Origin of the sequence: Neoaquamicrobium sediminum, assembly GCF_040970315.1 — a bacterium.
GTDB lineage: Bacteria > Pseudomonadota > Alphaproteobacteria > Rhizobiales > Rhizobiaceae > Aerobium > Aerobium sediminum.
Genome location: NZ_JAZHFV010000002.1, coordinates 728,802 through 744,926, shown reverse-complemented (window position 1 = coordinate 744,926; position 16,125 = coordinate 728,802). Strand labels below are relative to the sequence as shown.

General features: G+C 63.3%; 18 protein-coding genes. 5 read left to right on the top strand and 13 right to left on the bottom strand.

Translation table 11 applies throughout. The features are described 5' to 3' along the window. Positions 1-3: 3 nt before the first annotated feature. The 4 genes from V1479_RS08905 to V1479_RS08890 all read right to left on the bottom strand — a co-directional run bounded on the left by V1479_RS08905 (position 4) and on the right by V1479_RS08890 (position 3,160). Positions 4-927 (bottom strand): c-type cytochrome, encoded by a 924-nt coding sequence (locus V1479_RS08905; RefSeq protein ID WP_368802591.1) that lies wholly within the window; start codon positions 925-927, stop codon positions 4-6. Positions 928-951: 24 nt separating this feature from the next. Further along, positions 952-1,383, bottom strand: a complete 432-nt coding sequence (locus V1479_RS08900) for a c-type cytochrome (protein ID WP_368802590.1) — start codon at positions 1,381-1,383, stop codon at positions 952-954. Between the two features lie 185 nt (positions 1,384-1,568). Beyond that, entirely contained in the window at positions 1,569-2,171 is a 603-nt protein-coding gene (locus V1479_RS08895) for a superoxide dismutase (RefSeq protein ID WP_173190221.1), read from the bottom strand. Positions 2,172-2,293: 122 nt separating this feature from the next. Next, positions 2,294-3,160 carry a branched-chain amino acid aminotransferase gene (locus V1479_RS08890; RefSeq protein ID WP_368802589.1) on the bottom strand — a complete coding sequence of 289 codons (867 nt, stop codon included), beginning with the start codon at positions 3,158-3,160 and terminating at the stop codon, positions 2,294-2,296. A 158-nt stretch (positions 3,161-3,318) separates the two neighbouring features. Here V1479_RS08890 and V1479_RS08885 point away from each other — a divergent pair, with 158 nt between their 5' ends. Both V1479_RS08885 and V1479_RS08880 read left to right on the top strand, forming a co-directional pair. Beyond that, positions 3,319-3,978, top strand: a complete 660-nt coding sequence (locus V1479_RS08885) for a haloacid dehalogenase type II (RefSeq protein ID WP_368802588.1) — start codon at positions 3,319-3,321, stop codon at positions 3,976-3,978. 240 nt (positions 3,979-4,218) lie between these two features. Then, positions 4,219-4,941 carry a L,D-transpeptidase gene (locus tag V1479_RS08880; protein WP_368802847.1) on the top strand — a complete coding sequence of 241 codons (723 nt, stop codon included), beginning with the start codon at positions 4,219-4,221 and terminating at the stop codon, positions 4,939-4,941. A 6-nt stretch (positions 4,942-4,947) separates the two neighbouring features. Here the strand turns inward: V1479_RS08880 and V1479_RS08875 are convergent, their stop codons facing one another. Then, positions 4,948-6,510, bottom strand: a complete 1,563-nt coding sequence (locus tag V1479_RS08875; protein WP_368802587.1) for a helicase HerA-like C-terminal domain-containing protein — start codon at positions 6,508-6,510, stop codon at positions 4,948-4,950. A 238-nt stretch (positions 6,511-6,748) separates the two neighbouring features. Here V1479_RS08875 and V1479_RS08870 point away from each other — a divergent pair, with 238 nt between their 5' ends. After that, positions 6,749-8,173, top strand: a complete 1,425-nt coding sequence (locus tag V1479_RS08870) for a methylmalonyl-CoA mutase family protein (protein ID WP_368802586.1) — start codon at positions 6,749-6,751, stop codon at positions 8,171-8,173. 24 nt (positions 8,174-8,197) lie between these two features. Here the strand turns inward: V1479_RS08870 and V1479_RS08865 are convergent, their stop codons facing one another. Beyond that, on the bottom strand, positions 8,198-8,665 hold the full coding sequence (locus tag V1479_RS08865; protein ID WP_368802585.1) for a GreA/GreB family elongation factor: 468 nt from the start codon (positions 8,663-8,665) through the stop codon (positions 8,198-8,200). A gap of 108 nt (positions 8,666-8,773) precedes the next feature. Between V1479_RS08865 and V1479_RS08860 the strand changes: the two genes are divergently transcribed. After that, on the top strand, positions 8,774-10,147 hold the full coding sequence (locus tag V1479_RS08860; protein ID WP_368802584.1) for a TIGR03808 family TAT-translocated repetitive protein: 1,374 nt from the start codon (positions 8,774-8,776) through the stop codon (positions 10,145-10,147). Here V1479_RS08860 and V1479_RS08855 read toward each other — a convergent pair. Then, the gene (locus tag V1479_RS08855; RefSeq protein WP_368802583.1) at positions 10,144-11,148 is read right to left on the bottom strand and encodes an asparaginase; all 1,005 of its coding nucleotides are present in this window, start codon (positions 11,146-11,148) and stop codon (positions 10,144-10,146) included. The genes V1479_RS08860 and V1479_RS08855 overlap by 4 nt on opposite strands. Before the next feature lie 67 nt (positions 11,149-11,215). On the opposite strand from V1479_RS08855, the gene V1479_RS08850 reads away from it, so the two are divergent. Then, positions 11,216-11,965 (top strand): DUF3750 domain-containing protein, encoded by a 750-nt coding sequence (locus V1479_RS08850; protein WP_368802582.1) that lies wholly within the window; start codon positions 11,216-11,218, stop codon positions 11,963-11,965. A 3-nt stretch (positions 11,966-11,968) separates the two neighbouring features. Here the strand turns inward: V1479_RS08850 and V1479_RS08845 are convergent, their stop codons facing one another. From V1479_RS08845 to V1479_RS08820, 6 genes are all read right to left on the bottom strand, one after another. Continuing rightward, positions 11,969-12,322 (bottom strand): VOC family protein, encoded by a 354-nt coding sequence (locus V1479_RS08845; RefSeq protein WP_368802581.1) that lies wholly within the window; start codon positions 12,320-12,322, stop codon positions 11,969-11,971. Then, positions 12,319-12,723, bottom strand: coding sequence for a VOC family protein (locus V1479_RS08840; RefSeq protein WP_368802580.1), 405 nt, complete (start codon positions 12,721-12,723; stop codon positions 12,319-12,321). Before V1479_RS08840 ends, V1479_RS08845 begins: the two co-directional genes overlap by 4 nt. 70 nt (positions 12,724-12,793) lie before the next feature. Next, on the bottom strand, positions 12,794-13,591 hold the full coding sequence (locus tag V1479_RS08835) for a helix-turn-helix domain-containing protein (protein WP_368802579.1): 798 nt from the start codon (positions 13,589-13,591) through the stop codon (positions 12,794-12,796). Between the two features lie 37 nt (positions 13,592-13,628). Beyond that, on the bottom strand, positions 13,629-14,114 hold the full coding sequence (locus V1479_RS08830; RefSeq protein ID WP_368802578.1) for a hypothetical protein: 486 nt from the start codon (positions 14,112-14,114) through the stop codon (positions 13,629-13,631). 18 nt (positions 14,115-14,132) lie between these two features. After that, positions 14,133-14,882: an SDR family NAD(P)-dependent oxidoreductase gene (locus V1479_RS08825; RefSeq protein ID WP_368802577.1), complete on the bottom strand. Its 750-nt coding sequence runs from the start codon at positions 14,880-14,882 to the stop codon at positions 14,133-14,135. Then, positions 14,879-16,045: an acetyl-CoA acetyltransferase gene (locus V1479_RS08820; protein WP_368802576.1), complete on the bottom strand. Its 1,167-nt coding sequence runs from the start codon at positions 16,043-16,045 to the stop codon at positions 14,879-14,881. The genes V1479_RS08825 and V1479_RS08820 overlap by 4 nt, the downstream gene beginning before the upstream one ends. Positions 16,046-16,125 lie beyond the last annotated feature (80 nt).

Here is a 16,125-nt window from a genome sequence, read left to right as displayed (position 1 = left end):
CGTTCAGGATCCATCAGGATGTCCGGGTATGGCCTTCAGATAGGCGGCGATGGCGTCGCGGTCCGAAGACGGCAGTTCCGCCATGTTGCGTATGACCGACGCCATCGAGCCGCCGACTGAATCGAAATCGGGCGTGAAACCGGTCTCGAGCAGGTCTGCGATTTCGGCCTCGCTCCAGTCGCCTATCCCGCCCTCGCCGGAGGTGATGTTGGGCACCCTACCCTCGCCTTCGGTCGCCGGACCTCCGGCAAGCCATTGCCCCCTGTCGAGCCCACCGAGCGCGTTGCGGGGCGTGTGACACTCGCCGCAATGGCCGGGACCCTCGACAAGGTATTGGCCGCGCGCGATCGCTTCGGATGGATTGTCCAGCGCCACGACAGGCTCGTCGTTCAGGAAGAGCATCTTCCAAAGACCGATGCCGCGTCGCATGCTGAACGGGAAAGCGATTTCACTCTGCGGCGCCTTGCCCTCCACCTCCGGAAGCGTGACCAGGAAGGCATGAAGGTCGGCTACGTCACCGGGCTTCATCCGGGCATATGACCCATATGGAAAGGCAGGATAATAATGCTCGCCCGCCGGCGAAACGCCGCGCAACATGGCGTTCCCCAGATCGCCGGCCGACCAGCCGCCAATGCCATCCTGTGGGTGCTGGGAGATATTCGGCGCGACGAAATTCCCGAACGGCGTTTCAAGCCTGACACCACCGGCAAGAACCAACCGGTCGTCGCCGGTCGCTCCGGGCGCCGCATGGCAGGAGGCGCAGCCGCCTGCCCAGAATATCTGTTCGCCCCGCCCGGCATCGCCGCCTTCGAGTTCGGCCAGCGCTGCATCATCCAGCGGCTGCGGCGCACTGGCGAACCAGAAGGCCGCGCTTCCAGCCAGCGCCAACACGGCCAGGCTCAGCAGAAATTTGCCGGAACGGGACATCGAGGCGGCTTCGATGGCCCGAGCCTACATGCGATAGGCTTCGTGGCAGGAGCCGCAATTGCTGGCGACGGGGCCGAAGACCGCCTGGAATGCGGCGAGATCCTGCGGGGCAGCCGCGACTGCCGCTGCCGTGTCGGCGGCGAACTTGTCGTTGGCTGCTTGGAACCCCGCCATGTCCTCCCAGACTTTCGGAGACGATTCGGTATCGCCGGTATTGCTTCCCTCGGGCCAAAGTGCCGCCACGTCGGTGGTGGCCTGCGCGTTCGCGTTCATCTTCTCAAGCGCATCGAGCACGGTTGCCGCGTCGAACGGCTGCTTTTCCTGGGCGATCGGCGCCAGAATGCGCATCAAGCTGCCACGCTCCTTCATCAGGTTCTGCCGGTCTTCCAACGCGTCGGCGGCGGCGGCGACGCTCATGGCCGTAAGGGCTACTGCGGCATATGCGAACAATTTCATGAAGGGCTCCGATATCTGGCAATGGCTGGAACGGAATTTCGGACCGATCTTCGCGGATTCTTCGCATAGTCAAAGTCAAATCGCCCGGCACACTCGTCACGGTTGCGTGATCGCGTGCCGCGTCCGGGCAAAAATAAAAGGCCCCGGTCGCCCGGGGCCTTTCCAAAGTCCGATCGATACGGAGCTTACTTGGTCGCTGCTTCGTAGCGCTCCAGCACATAATCCCAGTTGATCAGGCTGTCGACGAAGGCTTCCAGATATTTCGGCCGCGCGTTGCGGTAGTCGATGTAATAGGAATGCTCCCACACATCGACGCCGAGGATCGGCTCGGCACCATGCACCAGCGGGTTCTCGCCGTTCGGCGTCTTGGTGATCTCGAGCTTGCCGTTCTTGACCGTCAGCCACGCCCAGCCGGAACCGAACTGGGTGGTGCCGGCATTGATGAAGTCGGAGCGGAACTTGTCGTAGCCACCGAGGTCGCTGTCGACCGCCTTCTGCAGCGCGCCCGGCAGGCTCTTGCCGCCGCCGCCCTTCTTCATCCACTTCCAGAAATGGATGTGGTTGTAGTGCTGGCCCGCATTGTTGAAGAGGCCGGGATTCTTGCCATACGACTGCTTCACGATCTCTTCCAGCGAGAGATCTTCCATGCCCGCTTCGGCGGCCAGCTTGTTGCCGTTGTCGACATAGGCCTTGTGATGCTTGTCGTGGTGGAACTCCAGCGTTTCCTTCGACATGTAGGGCTGCAGGGCCTCGTAATCGTAAGGCAGTTCGGGCAGTTCGAAGGCCATGGCAAATTCTCCCTTGCTTAAATGAATGGGTTGATGGCTCAGCTTCTACATAGGGGCAATCCGCACGGGCGCAACACCGTTCCGCGCGGAATGTGAAAATTGCTCCGCGATCAGGCCAAAGATCAGGAGTGGGCCCATTCCCAATAGAGTTCGCGGGCTTTCTTGGCGACCGGCCCCGGCTGGAGGTCGCGGTTCTCGATACGCACGATTGGCACGACTTTCGAGTGGTTGCCGGTGGAGAAAATTTCATCGGCCTCCATGAAATCGCGAACGCTCAACGTGCGCTCGCCCACCTTGTAGCCTGCCTCGGCTAGCAGCGTCAGCGTGCGGGATCGGGTGATGCCTGACAGGAACGTACCGTTCGGCGCCGGCGTGAGCACATGGCCGTCCTTGACCATGAAGATGTTCGACGATCCTGTCTCGGCGACGTTGCCCAGCATGTCGAGCACCAGCGCGTTGTCGAAGCCGCGCATCTTCGCCTCGAGAATCGCGCGGCCGTTGTTGGGATAAAGGCAGCCGGCCTTGGCGTTGGTCGGCATCGTCTCGATGGTAGGGCGACGGAACGGCGACACGGAAACCGAGAAGCCGGTCGGCTCCAGCATCGGCGCTTCGTAGAGGCACAGGCAGAAGCGCGTCGATTCGGGATCGGCGGGCACGCCCATATAGCCGCCGTGCTCAGCCCAGTACATCGGCCGTATGTAGACCGCTGTCTTGCCGTCGAACTTCTTCAAACCTTCCCAGGTCAGCGCGACGATTTCCTCGGGGGTCTTGGTCGGCTTCAGGCCGAGCGCGATCGCGGAAACATTGACGCGTTTGCAATGAAGATCGAGGTCGGGGGCAACCCCTTCAAACCAGCGTGCGCCATCGAAAACGCTTGAGCCGAGCCACATGATGTGGCTGCGCGGGCCGACAACGGCCACGTTGCCCTCGTGCCAGTCGCCATCGACAAATGTCCATGTGGTTGTTTGCGCTGGGGTGGACAGGCTCATGCTGGCTTTCCTTCTTCTGATGTACACCATCGAACGGCCTTTGCCGCGCCGCGTCAACCGACAGCGAGGCGGCTTCTTTCGGTCCAGACCCAACGGCAGCCATCGCTTGACCGCATCCTGCCATTGGGATCAAGTCGGCCGCGAAAGGTGCAACTGCCATGACTCATTCCGCTTATGTCTTCGACGCCTACGGTACACTGTTCGACGTGCACGCGGCCGTGCGCCGCCATGCCGGCGAAATAGGACCCGATGGACAGGCCCTTTCGGAGATCTGGCGGGCCAAGCAGCTTGAATATTCATGGGTCCGGACACTGATGGGCAGCTACCGGGACTTCTGGCAGTTGACGGAAGAAGCGCTCGACTACGCGTTCCTCAAGGTTCCGACCGCCGATCCCGCGCTGCGCGGCAAACTGCTGGACGCCTATTGGCGACTCGACTGCTTTCCCGAGGTTCCGGCCGTACTCGCAGCACTCAAGGCCGCCGGGGGGCGCATTGCGATCCTGTCCAACGGTTCGCCGGCCATGCTGGAATCGGCCGTAAAATCGGCCGCGCTCGACACCGTCGTCGACGAAGTGTTCTCCGTTGATGAGATCGGTCGCTACAAGACCGTTCCAGATGTCTACGAGATGGTCACGACCGCATGGCGCCTCTATCCACAGTCGGTGTCATTCCAGTCCTCCAACCGCTGGGATGTCGCGGGAGCTCACAAATTCGGGTTCAGGACAGTGTGGATCAATCGGACCGGCCAGCCGGACGAATACAGGGATCACCCGCCCGCGCTCATCCTTCCGTCACTCAACGGGCTCGAAGCTCTCTAGCTCCGACAACCACGCCGTGGAAAGTCATTTGCCGCCTCTGTTGCGGTGCGGCAACAGTGGTCGAGCACCGGCTGTGTTAGGTAATTGTTATCCATGTTTCTGACAAAGTCAGGATCACCTGTCCACAGAGCCGGATCGGGGATTGGTTTCGGGGAGAAACTCGTGTCCGGCTTCCGCTTCATTTCTGTCGCTTGAATCGTCCAAGGAGCCGACGTGTCCGCCGCCCCCACCAATCCATTGATGACCCGACGCTCCTTGCTTGCGTCCGCCACCGCTGCCGCCGCTGCAACAGCGCTCGCTGGCTGCACGACGAACGGCCCGCCCCAGCGCAACCGCGTGATCGAGGAAGCTCGTCCGATCGAACAAAAACTCGGTGCGCCTGTTTCCATGTACGCGGCCGTGAACGACGGTGGACACGCCGTACCGGCAGTGCCGTTCGACCGGATCGAGCAGCGCTACCTTCGCCAGGTTGTCTCCGATCCCACGGGTGAGAGGCCGGGGACCGTCGTCGTCGATACCTCCAACCACTTCCTCTATGTGGTCCAGCGCTTCGGACGCGCCATGCGTTACGGCGTCGGCCTTGGCCGTCAGGGCTTCGAATGGTCGGGCAACGGCGTGATCGAGTGGAAGCAGCACTGGCCGCGCTGGTTCCCGCCGGAGGAGATGATCGAACGGCGTCCGGAACTGGATAAGTACCGCGCGCGCCAGGTTCCGGGCACCAACGAATGGGAAGGCGGCATGCCCGCCGGCGTCACAAATCCCCTCGGCGCGCGTGCGCTTTACATCTACCAGGATGGCAAGGACACGCTCTACCGCCTGCACGGCTCGCCGGAATGGTGGTCGATCGGCAAGTCAGTTTCGTCGGGCTGCGTGCGCCTGATCAATCAGGACGTGATCGACCTCTACGACCGTGTCGCCGAGAAGTCGCCCATCGTCGTCACCTCCGGCCTTAGGGTTACCTGAGGGGCGCTAGCGCCGCCTCAGGCTTCCGAGGATACCGCGCACAAGTTCGCGCCCGAGCGTCGAGCCAATCGTGCGGACCACCGATTTGATCGCGGTTTCGGTAACCGTCTGCCGCTGATAGCCGCTGCGCCGCGATGTCTTTCGCGGCGCGTTTCCACCACTGGAGCCGCCAAAATCGGGTAGCGTCCAGCCGGAACCGCCTTCGCTTGCGGCTTCTTTCTCTGCCTGTCGTTCTTCCTGCTCGGCGGTCTTGGCTGCCTCCTCGGCCTTCTTTTGAAGAAGTTCGTACGCCGACTCGCGGTCCACGGCCTGATCGTATTGGCCAGCCACGGGGCTCAGTCCCATCACCTTCTTGCGCTCGTCCGGGGTGATCGGACCCATCCGCGCAGAAGGCGGCCGGATAAGCGTGCGCTGCACCATCGAGGGGATGCCTTTTTCCTGCAGCGTCGAAACCAGCGCCTCGCCGGTGCCGAGTTGGGTGATGGTCTCGAAACAATTGAAATCCGGGTTGGGGCGGAACGTATCAGCGGCCGTCTTCACCGCCTTTTGCTCGCGCGGCGTATAGGCGCGCAGGGCATGCTGGATGCGGTTGCCGAGCTGCGCCAGCACCGTTTCCGGCACATCCAGCGGGTTTTGCGTGACGAAATAAACGCCCACGCCTTTCGAGCGGATCAGCCTCACCACCTGCTCGACGCGTTCGACCAGCGCGCGCGGCGCTTCGTCAAACAGCAGGTGCGCCTCATCGAAGAAGAACACCAGCTTCGGCTTGTCCGGATCGCCGACCTCGGGCAGTTCCTCGAACAGTTCGGAGAGCAGCCAGAGCAGAAAGGTTGCATAAAGCCGCGGATTCATCATCAGCTTGTCGGCTGCCAGCACGTTGATCGCGCCGCGCCCGTCGCGCGTGGTGCGCATGATGTCGCTGATCTTCAGCGCCGGCTCGCCGAAGAAGTAGGTACCACCCTGCTGTTCCAGCACCAGGAGCTGGCGCTGGATCGCGCCGACCGACTGCCGCGATACGTTGCCGTAGCGCGCACCGATCTCCGACGCACGTTCGGCCATGTTGGCCAGCATCGCCTGCAGGTCTTTCATATCGAGGAGCAGCAGGCCTTCTTCGTCGGCGATGCGGAAGGCAATGTTCATGACGCCTTCCTGCGCCTCGGAGAGGTTCATCAGGCGCGACAGGAGCAGCGGTCCCATTTCCGAAACGGTCGCCCGGATCGGATGCCCCTGCTCGCCGAACAGGTCCCAGAAGATGACCGGAAACTCGCCGAACTCATACGGCTCCAGCTTGATCGTTTCGGCGCGCTTCAGCAGAAAGTCCTTGGCCTCGCCCATCATTGCTATGCCGGACAGGTCGCCCTTTATGTCGGCGCAGAAGACCGGAACACCCGCATTGGAGAAACCTTCTGCCAGGATCTGCAGGGTCACCGTCTTGCCGGTGCCGGTCGCGCCAGTCACGAGCCCGTGGCGATTGCCGAACTTCAGCAGTAATTCCTCGGGCTGCTGATAGCTGTCATCCGGCTTGCGACTGGCCCCCAGAAATATGCTCTTCTGCTGCTCGTCCCACATGAGTTCCCTCTCCGCTATCGTTTCCGTGGCCGGCACGGGCTGCCCAGCCGGTATAGCCACCCCGGCGGACCCTGCCAATGCGGATGATGCTAGCCGTTGCCGAATGAACACACGCGTTCATGAAATGCCGTCATCAGCCGTGATAAGCCTATCGGGGGTGCCGCTTCGCATTGCAGCAAGCTGGCGTGCATCCTAAACTTGCGACGACGCTCGCCATAAGGCGGAGATGGGAGCAGGCATGGAAGCTGCAATCATAAATACCGGCAGTTTTCCGCCGATCGGCCGTTCGCAATGGCTGGAATCGGTGCGTGGCCCCACGGCTGCGCACACCGAAGCGCCCGCAGTGCCATCCTATGCCGACCTGCAATTCGAAAGCATCAGGCAGGACCGGTCTCGGCCTGGGCTGATGTCACGAGCGGCGGCAGGATGGACCGTCGTGCAGCGCGTAGACGATTCGGATGCCAAGCGTGCGAATGCGCAGGCTCAGGAAGACATCGCCAACGGGGCAACCGGCCTGGCAATCGTCTTCGAGGATGCCCCGAACGCTTTCGGCTTCGGCCTTCCTGCCAAGCCCGAGGCGCTTGCAGCAGCCCTCCACAACATTCCCCTGAACAGGATCTATCTGCGCATCGACGTTCATCCGTCGAGCCGCGCGTCCGTCGACTGGATCGTCGAACTGATGCGCCGCAAGAAGGTTGACCCGACGCGTTTGGGACTGTCCTTCGGCATCGATCCAGCCGCCATCTTTGCCGGCAACGGCAGTCTGCGGATGTCGATCGAGGCCTTGCAGGCATCAATGCCGCAATCGCTGGCGCATTTCTTCGGCATGGGCATTCCGGCTGTGCTTCTGGAGGCTGACGGCCGCGTGTTCCACAACGCCGGCGCGACGGAGGCACAGGAGCTCGGCGCGATGCTGGCCAGTGCCGTCTCTCACCTGCGCATGTTCCAGGAAGCGCGCCAGCCGCTTGTCTATGCTACGCCTCACATCGGTTTCGCCTTGTCCGTCGACCAGGATCAGTTCCTGTCGGTCGCGAAGGTGCGGGCTCTGCGCAAGCTATGGTCCAAGGCGCAGGAAGCATGCGGTATTCCGCCTTCGCCGACCAAGGTGCACGTCGAAACGTCGTACAGGATGATGAGTGCGCGGGCTGTCGAGACGAACATTCTGCGCTCTACGCTGGCAGCGTTCGCCGCGGCGGCTGGCGGGGCCGACACAATCAGCGTGCTGCCGCATACGCTTCCACACGGATTGCCGGAATCCAAAGCGCGGCGGCTTGCACGCAATGCGCAGCTCATTCTGGCGAACGAGACCAATCTCAGCCTGCTCGGCGATCCGCAGACCGGCTCCGAAGACCTGGATATCCTCACCGCTTCGCTGTGCGAGGCAGCCTGGGAGGAATTCCGGCAGATCGAATCCGAAGGCGGTCTGCTTGCCAGTCTCGCTGCTGGTCGGCTTCAGAAGCGGGTTGTCGAGGCGCGCGAAAGACGCACCCAGCGTTTGCGCGATGACCGTTTGAAGATCGTCGGCACCACGCTGCACGGGCAGGGTACAGACGAGGGCGCCGCGCCGACGCTTTCAACGGAGCGCCGCAATCCCCCATCGGACGGGGTGGTCTTCTGCGAGAAGCTGCCGCCCCTGCGTCTCGATGCGCTTCTGGACGATTGACTTGGTCTGTTATCGCGACACGCCTTAAAGGCCGAGTTCGACGATTTCCCAATCCTTGCCGCTAACGGTCACGACGTCTCCGACGCTCTTGCCGAAAAGCGCCTGTGCCATTGGCGAAACGTGGGAAATCTTGCCGGCTGAGACGTCCGTCTCGTCCTCGCCCACGATTTTCCAGGTGCGCCGTTCATCGTCGTCGTTGACGATGGTGACATGCATGCCGAAACGTACGACCTTGTCGTCATGCGGCTCTGACAGTTCGGCCGTTTCGCGCCGTGCATTCCAATAGCGCAGATCTCGCGAAACGAGCGCTATGCGTTCGCGCACGCCTTCCGCCTCCGCGCGTGCGAGCTCTTCGCGCAATCGCGTGACTTCGTGATCGATCGCGGCAAGCCCTTCGCGGGTCACCAGGTTTCGGTGTTGGCTGACGGGCCGCTCTCCAATATCGGGCAGCGCGCCGTCGCCATCGTCTTCTCGGGTAAAAGCTCTGCTCATGGAGTGAATCTAGGTCCGAACCCCGGAATCGGCAAGCGCGAGCCGATCCACCGACGCATGGCACGCTTCATGCTTCGGCTTGTCTGACAGGACGGGATTGTATCGAAGATGGACAGACGGAAGTTTCTCGCAACAGGTATTGGCCTCGCGCTTGGCGGGCTGGCAACGCGCGCGATGGCTTCACCTCTGTCGGACCTGACCGTGACGGCCGCCATCCGCGGCTCCATCAACGCGGAAGAATTCGGCGTCCGGCCCGGCGCTGTCGACGACCAGAGCCGCAATTTCCAGAAGATGCTCGACGCGGCCGACGAGCGCGGCGCGCCCGTATTCCTGCCGCCGGGCGATTATGTCGTCTCCAACATCCGCTTCCCGCGCGAAACGCGGCTGATCGGCGTGCCGGGCACGACCCGTATCGTCTATGGTGGCGGCGGCTTCCTTTTCGCGGCCGAAGACGCCTCTACCGTGGACCTCACGGGCTTCTCGATCGACGGTGCCAACCGGCCGCTCGGCGAACAGGCCCAGGCGCTGGTCGAGATGCGCCGTGTGGCTTCCTTCACCATGGACCGGTGCGAAGTGACCGACAGCGCGCGCTCGGCAATCGCGCTAGAGCGCGTCTCGGGCTCCGTCGAGCGATCGACGATCACGGGTGCTGCCGAGTACGCGCTCTATAGCGTCGAAGCCGGCCGGATGCGGATCGCATCGAACGTCGTCGCCGACTGTGCCGATGGCGGCATTCTCGTGCATCGCTGGGAGGCGGCGGGCGACGGTTCGATCGTCATCAACAACCGCATCGAGCGGATCGGTGCGCGCAGCGGCGGCACGGGGCAATACGGCAACGGCATCAATGTCTTTCGCGCCGACAACGTCATCGTCTCGAACAACCACGTCGCCGACTGCGCTTTCTCGGCCATTCGCGCCAATAGCGCCAGCAACGTCCACATCACCGGCAACCAGTGCCTGCGCTCCGGCGAAACGGCGGTTTATTCCGAATTTTCGTTCGAAGGAGCGGTCATCAGTTCAAACATCGTCGACGGGGCGGCGGTCGGCATCTCCATCGCAAATTCCAACGAAGGCGGCCGCATGGCCGTTTGCAACGGCAACATCGTGCGAAACCTCGTCGACGAAGCTCCTTACGAAGCCTTCGAGGCCGTCGGTTTCGGCATCGGCATCAGCGTCGAGGCCGACACGGCCGTGACCGGAAACGTGATTGAGAAAGCGCCGCGCTACGGCATGATGCTCGGCTGGGGACCGTTCCTGCGCAATGTAGCTGCGACCGGCAATGTCATCCGTATGGCGGGCGAAGGCATCGCCGTCTCGGTGGTCGAAGGTGCGGGATCGGCGATTGTCGCCGACAACATCATCGAAGCCGCGGGACGCGGGGTGGTCGGATACCGCTGGGCCGATCCCGCCACAGGCGATCTCGCCGGCGACGACGAAACCCGCTTCGCCCATCTCAGGGTCGAGCGAAATCTCGTGAGCTAGACAAGCTCGGCAGTCGGCCTCAGCCGGCCCACCTCTATCCCGTTCCAGTTGCGCAGGACAGGATTTGCCATATCCCGAAGAGCGCCTGCCAGTTCGGCATCGTCTGCCAACAGCTTCGCCAGGATCGCGGCCACCGCCACCTCGGCAGCCCGGCCGGCGCCGTCGTCGCATTTGATGGCGATGCCCAGGCCCAGTTCGGGCACGGCTCCGCAATAGACGCCTTCTGCGCCGGTCTTGACCATGATCCGGCCGCTCGCCGCCTTCATCAGGCGGGTATCCAGACGGTCGGTGCCCGCAACGTAAAACGGCTCTGCCATGCAGGCGGCCAATATCCGCCGCGCGGCACGCGCCCGCTCGGCCCCAAGCCCCTGCCCGCTTGCCATGCGAGCGAAGCCCCGCGCGAGGTTCTTAAGCGGCACCGCGTAGGTCGGGATCGAACAGCCGTCGGTGCCGCAGACATCGGCACCGTGAGCGGCCCCGGTCACCGCCTCCATCGCCTCGCGCACCATCTCCTGTAGCGGATGCCCCGCGCGGACATAGCCGCGATGTTCCAGACCGACATGGCGGCAGGTGCACAAGAATCCCGAATGCTTGCCGGAGCAGTTGTTGTGCCGGGCTCCGGGCTTTCCGCCGCCGGCAGCAAGGTCCAGCGCTGCCTCCTGCCCTGAGGGCCAGTGCGCGCCGCACTCAAGTGCGGACTCGTCCAGCCCGGCCTTTGCAAGCATGGCGGTCGCGAGCGCGGCATGTTCCGGCTCGCCCGAATGCGACGCACAGGCCAGCGCGATCTCCCGTTCGCCGAATCCGTAAGCATCGGCGGCGCCCGATTCCACCAGCGGCAGTGCCTGTATCGATTTCACCGCCGATCGCGGAAAAACCGGCCGGTCGACATCGCCGATCGAGAGCACCGCCTTGCCATCGGCGTCAACCACAATGGCCGAGCCACAGTGCCGGCTCTCGACGATGTTACCGCGCGTGACTTCAACGAGGACTGGATTTGCCATTATCTCACCGGAATTTCGCGTTCCGAGGGCTGTAATCGCTGATACCGTTCGACGCAAAGGCTTTCGCTTGTTCCAGATTCTCAAGGGCACATTCGCCGTCTTCGTGGTCGTGTTCCTGTTGCCCGTCGCCGCCACCTCGGCCTGGTGGGCGATGCTGGACCGTCCGGCCTCATGGCATGCCGCAAACTGGCAGTCCAGTGGCGTGCTTCCGCCCGCACAGGCAGCCGGGGCCGCCATCCATGTGCTGGCGGCGCGCACCGGCGGGCTCAAGGGTGCTCTCGCCGTGCATAGCTGGATCGTCATCAAGCGCCCCGGCGAGGCGAACTACGAGCGCTACGACAAGGTCGGCTGGGGCATGCCGATCCGGCGCAACGGCTATCCCGCCGACGCGCACTGGTATTCCAACCGGCCCTTCTTCGTCCATTCCATCACCGGCGAAGAGGCTGAACGTCTCATTCCGCAGGTCGAAGCGGCGATTGCCGACTACCCCTGGCGCAACAACGGCGATTACCGTATCTGGCCGGGACCAAACTCCAACAGCTTCGTTGCCCATGTGCTGCGAGAGGTCCCCGGCATCGGCATCAGGCTACCGCCAAACGCGACCGGGCGCGACTATGCCCCCGGGTTTGCCTCCGTGCGGCTCGCACCCGATCGGCGGGACCTTCATGTCACGCTGGGCGGCCTGGCCGGTTTCGCCCTAGGGGCGCGGAGCGGGCTGGAGGTCCATCTGCTCGGTGTCGTCGCCGGCGTCGACTTCGTGAACCCGGCGCTCAAGGTGCCGGCATTGGGCAGCGTCGGCATTGCCCACCTCTGGTAGGCTTTAGGTGCGGTGCGAGAGCACGTTGAGCAGCTTGCCGGTCGGATCCTCGGTAAAGAAGCGCCGCACACCCCACGGCTCATCGGTCAGGTCATGAAGGATCGTGCATCCCATCGCGATGGCGCGGCGATAGGCTTCGTCGACGTCGTCGACCTCGATCGAAAGGTCGGGAACCGGCGCGCCGGAACCACCTCCCGACATGATACTGACCTGCGGGTTCGTGGCAGCGTCGGTGGCAAGTGTCGCGATCCAGCCGAAATCCATAACTATTTCGAGCCCGAAGAGCTCGGCATAGAAATTGCGAACATCGGCAACCTTGTCAGCCGCGATGTTCGGAACGATGCGTAGAACCATCATGTGGTCAGCTCCTGGCTGAGAATCCAAAGATGGCCGAAAGGATCGCGCAGGCGACCTTCCCGTTTGCCATAAGGACGATCCTTGATCGAGATGACGATCTCCGCGCCCTCGGCCTCCATCCGAGCAGCGACAGCGCCGCAGTCGTCCAGGTCAAGTTGCATAAGGACCGGAGAACCGCCCAGCGTGATCGGCGAGGTCCATCCCCATTCGGGCACCTCTTCGCTCAGTGAAAAGGTAAAATATCCCGAGGCCAATCTGGCAAAGGCCACACGTCCGCCTGGCTCGGCAAAGCGTTCGATGAGCCGGGCCCCAAGTGCCTTTTCAAAGAAGCCGATCGCGGCATCGGCGTCACGGACGATCAGGCGGGGAAAGGCCGCCCGCGGGCTGGCAACATCTGGCATGGCGATCTCCTGCAGCTATTGAGGGCCCCGGCATTAGCGTCATGAGCAGTGATGCGTCTTGAACGAAAAGCTACGCGGAAGGATCGCGAACGTGGCCGGCATAGGGTCGATTGCTCGCGCGCAGGCGACCGGGCGTCATGGCCGCGAACTGTTCGATCTCGCGCGTCATGTGCGACTGGTCTGCGAAATCTGCATCGAATGCCAGGTCGGACAGTGAGGAAGCCGGCGTGAGGCGCCCGAGCGCGTCGCGAAACCTCGCGATCCTGAGGTAGCGCTTCGGCGTCATGCCGACATTGGCGACGAAGAGTTTCCTGAAGACGTACGGTGAAAGCCCTTCGCCCTCGCAAACGTTCTTGATGGCGACACCTTTCCTCATGCGCTCGATGCTGCGGGCCAGCAGCGCGGCGGCTGCCAAGTCGCCCAGGCGGCTTTCGACTTCCGCTTCGAGGAGATCGAGGCGTGCATCATGCGATTCGAGTGCTTTCAACCGCTTCTGGATCTGCCCGGCTTCATCACCCCAAAAGCGGGAGAGGTCGATGACCTTATCGGTCGTCCGGTCGATCACCGGGCCAAAGAGCGCGCCTGCACCGCCCGGCCGGAGGCTCACGCCGCAGGACGACACCTGCGACGCACGCGCAATGCGGCGCGGCTGCGTCGATGGCCCCTGCAGTACATGCAGCGAGCCGGAGCGGGGTTGCGGCGCTGTCGGGTCATGCTCATCGAGCGGAACTTGAAAGCTGAAGATGATCTGCGCCCGGCCCGACGGCAGCAGCGTCTCGAAGCCGTCCGCAGCCGGATCCGACACGCACCAGAGCCGGTCGATGACGAGTCTCGCCGCTTCCTCCTCCGGCTCGCGTGCCGTCAGCATTCCTCTTCTCCGGTCGATTGCCGCCGCCTTGCGGATGCTAGTCGGCGAAAGCCCCGGCAAGCGCGCTGCGCAGCGTGTTCTTGTCACCCTCCGCACCATAGCGGATATCGTCGATCACGTAGACCCCACCCTCGCCCTTCACGAGCACCAGCCGGTCCATCGCGTCGGCGTCCTGTTGGTCCGGAAATGCGTATTTTACCTCGGCGATGACCTTATCCCCTTCCACGACGGATTCACCCGGCTCGCAGACGGGCGCGTAGTCCTGGAAGCCCTGATAGGGAACGCCATCGCCCAGCGGCGGCTTCTCTTCAGGCGTTTCGGCTTGTATCGCCGCGTTCTTCTCCAGCGCCGCTGTGACCATTTCGGTCAGGCTCGGGCTCAGCAGGTAGATGCGCGCCGCGCCGCCATCGGCTTCGCGCAGGCTGCAGAACGCCTGCACGTAGGCGTCGACATCGGCATCCTGCGCCGAAGCCACAAAAGTGGTGGCAAGCGTCATCGCCAGGACCGCAGCCCATTTCCTCATGTCGAATAGTCTCCCGTGTTACGAATTGTCCCGGCGGATGATCCCGGCTGCCATGAAGCCGCCGTCGACCGCGATCGTCTGGCCGGTGATGAAGCTCGCCTCGGGCGACAGCAGGAAGGCAATCGCCGCCGCGACCTCGTCCGGCTCCCCGTAGCGCCCTTGAGGCAGACGATCGAGCCATTGCCTGCGGGCGTGCTCGCCATGCAGCCGCGCGACCATCGGCGTGTCGATCGGGCCCGGCGCCACGCAATTGACCCGAACCTCGCGGGTGGCAAGCTCCACAGCCATCACCTCCGACATCAGCCTCACGCCTGCCTTCGACGCGCCATACGCACATCGGCCCTGATTTGCACGCAAACCGGAGACGGAGGCGATGTTGACGATCGACAGCGTCTCGGCCTTCCGCTCCACCGCCGCCTTCGAGGCGATGAGCGTACCGACCAGATTGACGTCGAGCACTTCGCGGAACTTTTCGGCCGTGGTTTCCATGACCGACACGTCCATGGGTATGCCGGCGGAGTTGACGAGCCCGCCCAGCGGACCAAGCGCGTCGACGGCCTGGTCGAAAGCCTCGGCGACCATCTCCTCGTCGGTGACGTCGACGCCGATGAAGACCGCGTTCTCGCCCGAAAACATGTCCTCGGCGGCGACGAGCGCCACGGGATCGGAATCGAGCACGGCCACCGGCCAACCATCGTCGAGGAGCCATTCGACAGTGGCAAGGCCAATGCCGGATGCGCCCCCAGTGACGATGGCGGATGGCTTCATTTGATCCGTTCGAGGATGGACACGTAGTTGGCGACGGCGGCGCCGCCCATGTTGAAGATGCCGCCGAGCTTTGCGCCCTCGACCTGGATGCCGCCGGCTTCGCCGGTAAGCTGCATCGCTGTCAGCGCGTGCATCGAGACGCCGGTGGCCCCGATCGGATGTCCCTTGGCCTTGAGCCCGCCGGACGGATTGACCGGCAGCCGGCCGCCCTTCTCGGTCTGGCCTTCGAGCGCCACCTTGCCGCCCTGCCCCCGCGGAGCCAGCCCCATCGCCTCGTATTCGATCAGTTCGGCGATTGTGAAGCAGTCATGCGTTTCGACGAAGGACAGGTCGTCGAGCGACACGCCGGCCTGTTTCAGCGCGCGCTCCCAGGCTGCCTCGCAGCCCTCGAACAGCAGGATGTCGCGCTTCGACATCGGCAGGAAGTCCTGTACGTGCTCGTTGGCGCGGAAGGCGACGGCGCGCTTCATCGAAAGCGCGGTGCTCGCGTCGGTCAGCACGATCGCCGCAGCACCGTCCGAGACCAGCGAACAGTCGGTGCGCTTCAGCGGGCCGGCGACGAAGGGGTTCTTATCGCTTTCGGTGCGGCAGAACTCATAGCCGAAATCCTTGCGCATATGCGCATAGGGGTTTTCGACGCCGTTCTTGTGGTTCTTGGCCGCGATGCGGGCGAGCGCGTCCGACTGGTCGCCATGGCGCTGGAAATAGGCGGCCGCGATCTTGCCGAATTGGCCCGCGAATCCTGCCGGAATGTCGCCTTCTTCAACGACGTAAGAGGCTTTCAGAAGGTTCTTTCCGACCTCGGGTCCCGGCGTCGTCGTCATCTGCTCCACGCCGACCACCAACACCACGCGGGCCGCTTTCGCTTCCAGCGCACGGATGCCCTGGCGCACGGCTGCCGAACCCGTTGCGCAGGCGTTCTCGACCCGCGTCGCCGGCTTGAAGCGCAGCCTGTCATCGGCCTGTAGAACGAGGCTCGCGGTAAAGTCCTGCGCGGAAAAACCTGCGTTGAAATGGCCGAGAACGATCTCGTCGACATCCTCAGGCCCGATGCCGGCGTGCTCGAGGGCGTCGTTGGTCACCTTGACGATCAGGCTTTCCACGGTTTCGTCGGAAAGCTTGCCGAACTGCGAATGGGCCCAGCCCACGATACAAGCTGTCATTCTTCTCTCCCTGACTTCAACATAACATGGCCGATCCGGTTCGGCGCATACTTATATATTGTTCAACGATGAACTGTTTG

What these genes read in the sequence shown, in the direction of transcription:
- V1479_RS08860 (WP_368802584.1), top strand. Translation starts at nt 8,774, where the DNA reads ATGGACAGACGGAAGTTTCTCGCAACAGGTATTGGCCTCGCGCTTGGC.
- V1479_RS08905 (WP_368802591.1), bottom strand. Translation starts at nt 927, where the DNA reads ATGTCCCGTTCCGGCAAATTTCTGCTGAGCCTGGCCGTGTTGGCGCTG.
- V1479_RS08885 (WP_368802588.1), top strand. Translation starts at nt 3,319, where the DNA reads ATGACTCATTCCGCTTATGTCTTCGACGCCTACGGTACACTGTTCGAC.
- V1479_RS08835 (WP_368802579.1), bottom strand. Translation starts at nt 13,591, where the DNA reads ATGCTGACGGCACGCGAGCCGGAGGAGGAAGCGGCGAGACTCGTCATC.
- V1479_RS08820 (WP_368802576.1), bottom strand. Translation starts at nt 16,045, where the DNA reads ATGACAGCTTGTATCGTGGGCTGGGCCCATTCGCAGTTCGGCAAGCTT.
- V1479_RS08825 (WP_368802577.1), bottom strand. Translation starts at nt 14,882, where the DNA reads ATGAAGCCATCCGCCATCGTCACTGGGGGCGCATCCGGCATTGGCCTT.
- V1479_RS08890 (WP_368802589.1), bottom strand. Translation starts at nt 3,160, where the DNA reads ATGAGCCTGTCCACCCCAGCGCAAACAACCACATGGACATTTGTCGAT.
- V1479_RS08895 (WP_173190221.1), bottom strand. Translation starts at nt 2,171, where the DNA reads ATGGCCTTCGAACTGCCCGAACTGCCTTACGATTACGAGGCCCTGCAG.
- V1479_RS08900 (WP_368802590.1), bottom strand. Translation starts at nt 1,383, where the DNA reads ATGAAATTGTTCGCATATGCCGCAGTAGCCCTTACGGCCATGAGCGTC.
- V1479_RS08840 (WP_368802580.1), bottom strand. Translation starts at nt 12,723, where the DNA reads ATGCCAGATGTTGCCAGCCCGCGGGCGGCCTTTCCCCGCCTGATCGTC.
- V1479_RS08855 (WP_368802583.1), bottom strand. Translation starts at nt 11,148, where the DNA reads ATGGCAAATCCAGTCCTCGTTGAAGTCACGCGCGGTAACATCGTCGAG.
- V1479_RS08830 (WP_368802578.1), bottom strand. Translation starts at nt 14,114, where the DNA reads ATGAGGAAATGGGCTGCGGTCCTGGCGATGACGCTTGCCACCACTTTT.
- V1479_RS08865 (WP_368802585.1), bottom strand. Translation starts at nt 8,665, where the DNA reads ATGAGCAGAGCTTTTACCCGAGAAGACGATGGCGACGGCGCGCTGCCC.
- V1479_RS08845 (WP_368802581.1), bottom strand. Translation starts at nt 12,322, where the DNA reads ATGATGGTTCTACGCATCGTTCCGAACATCGCGGCTGACAAGGTTGCC.
- V1479_RS08875 (WP_368802587.1), bottom strand. Translation starts at nt 6,510, where the DNA reads ATGTGGGACGAGCAGCAGAAGAGCATATTTCTGGGGGCCAGTCGCAAG.
- V1479_RS08880 (WP_368802847.1), top strand. Translation starts at nt 4,219, where the DNA reads ATGACCCGACGCTCCTTGCTTGCGTCCGCCACCGCTGCCGCCGCTGCA.
- V1479_RS08870 (WP_368802586.1), top strand. Translation starts at nt 6,749, where the DNA reads ATGGAAGCTGCAATCATAAATACCGGCAGTTTTCCGCCGATCGGCCGT.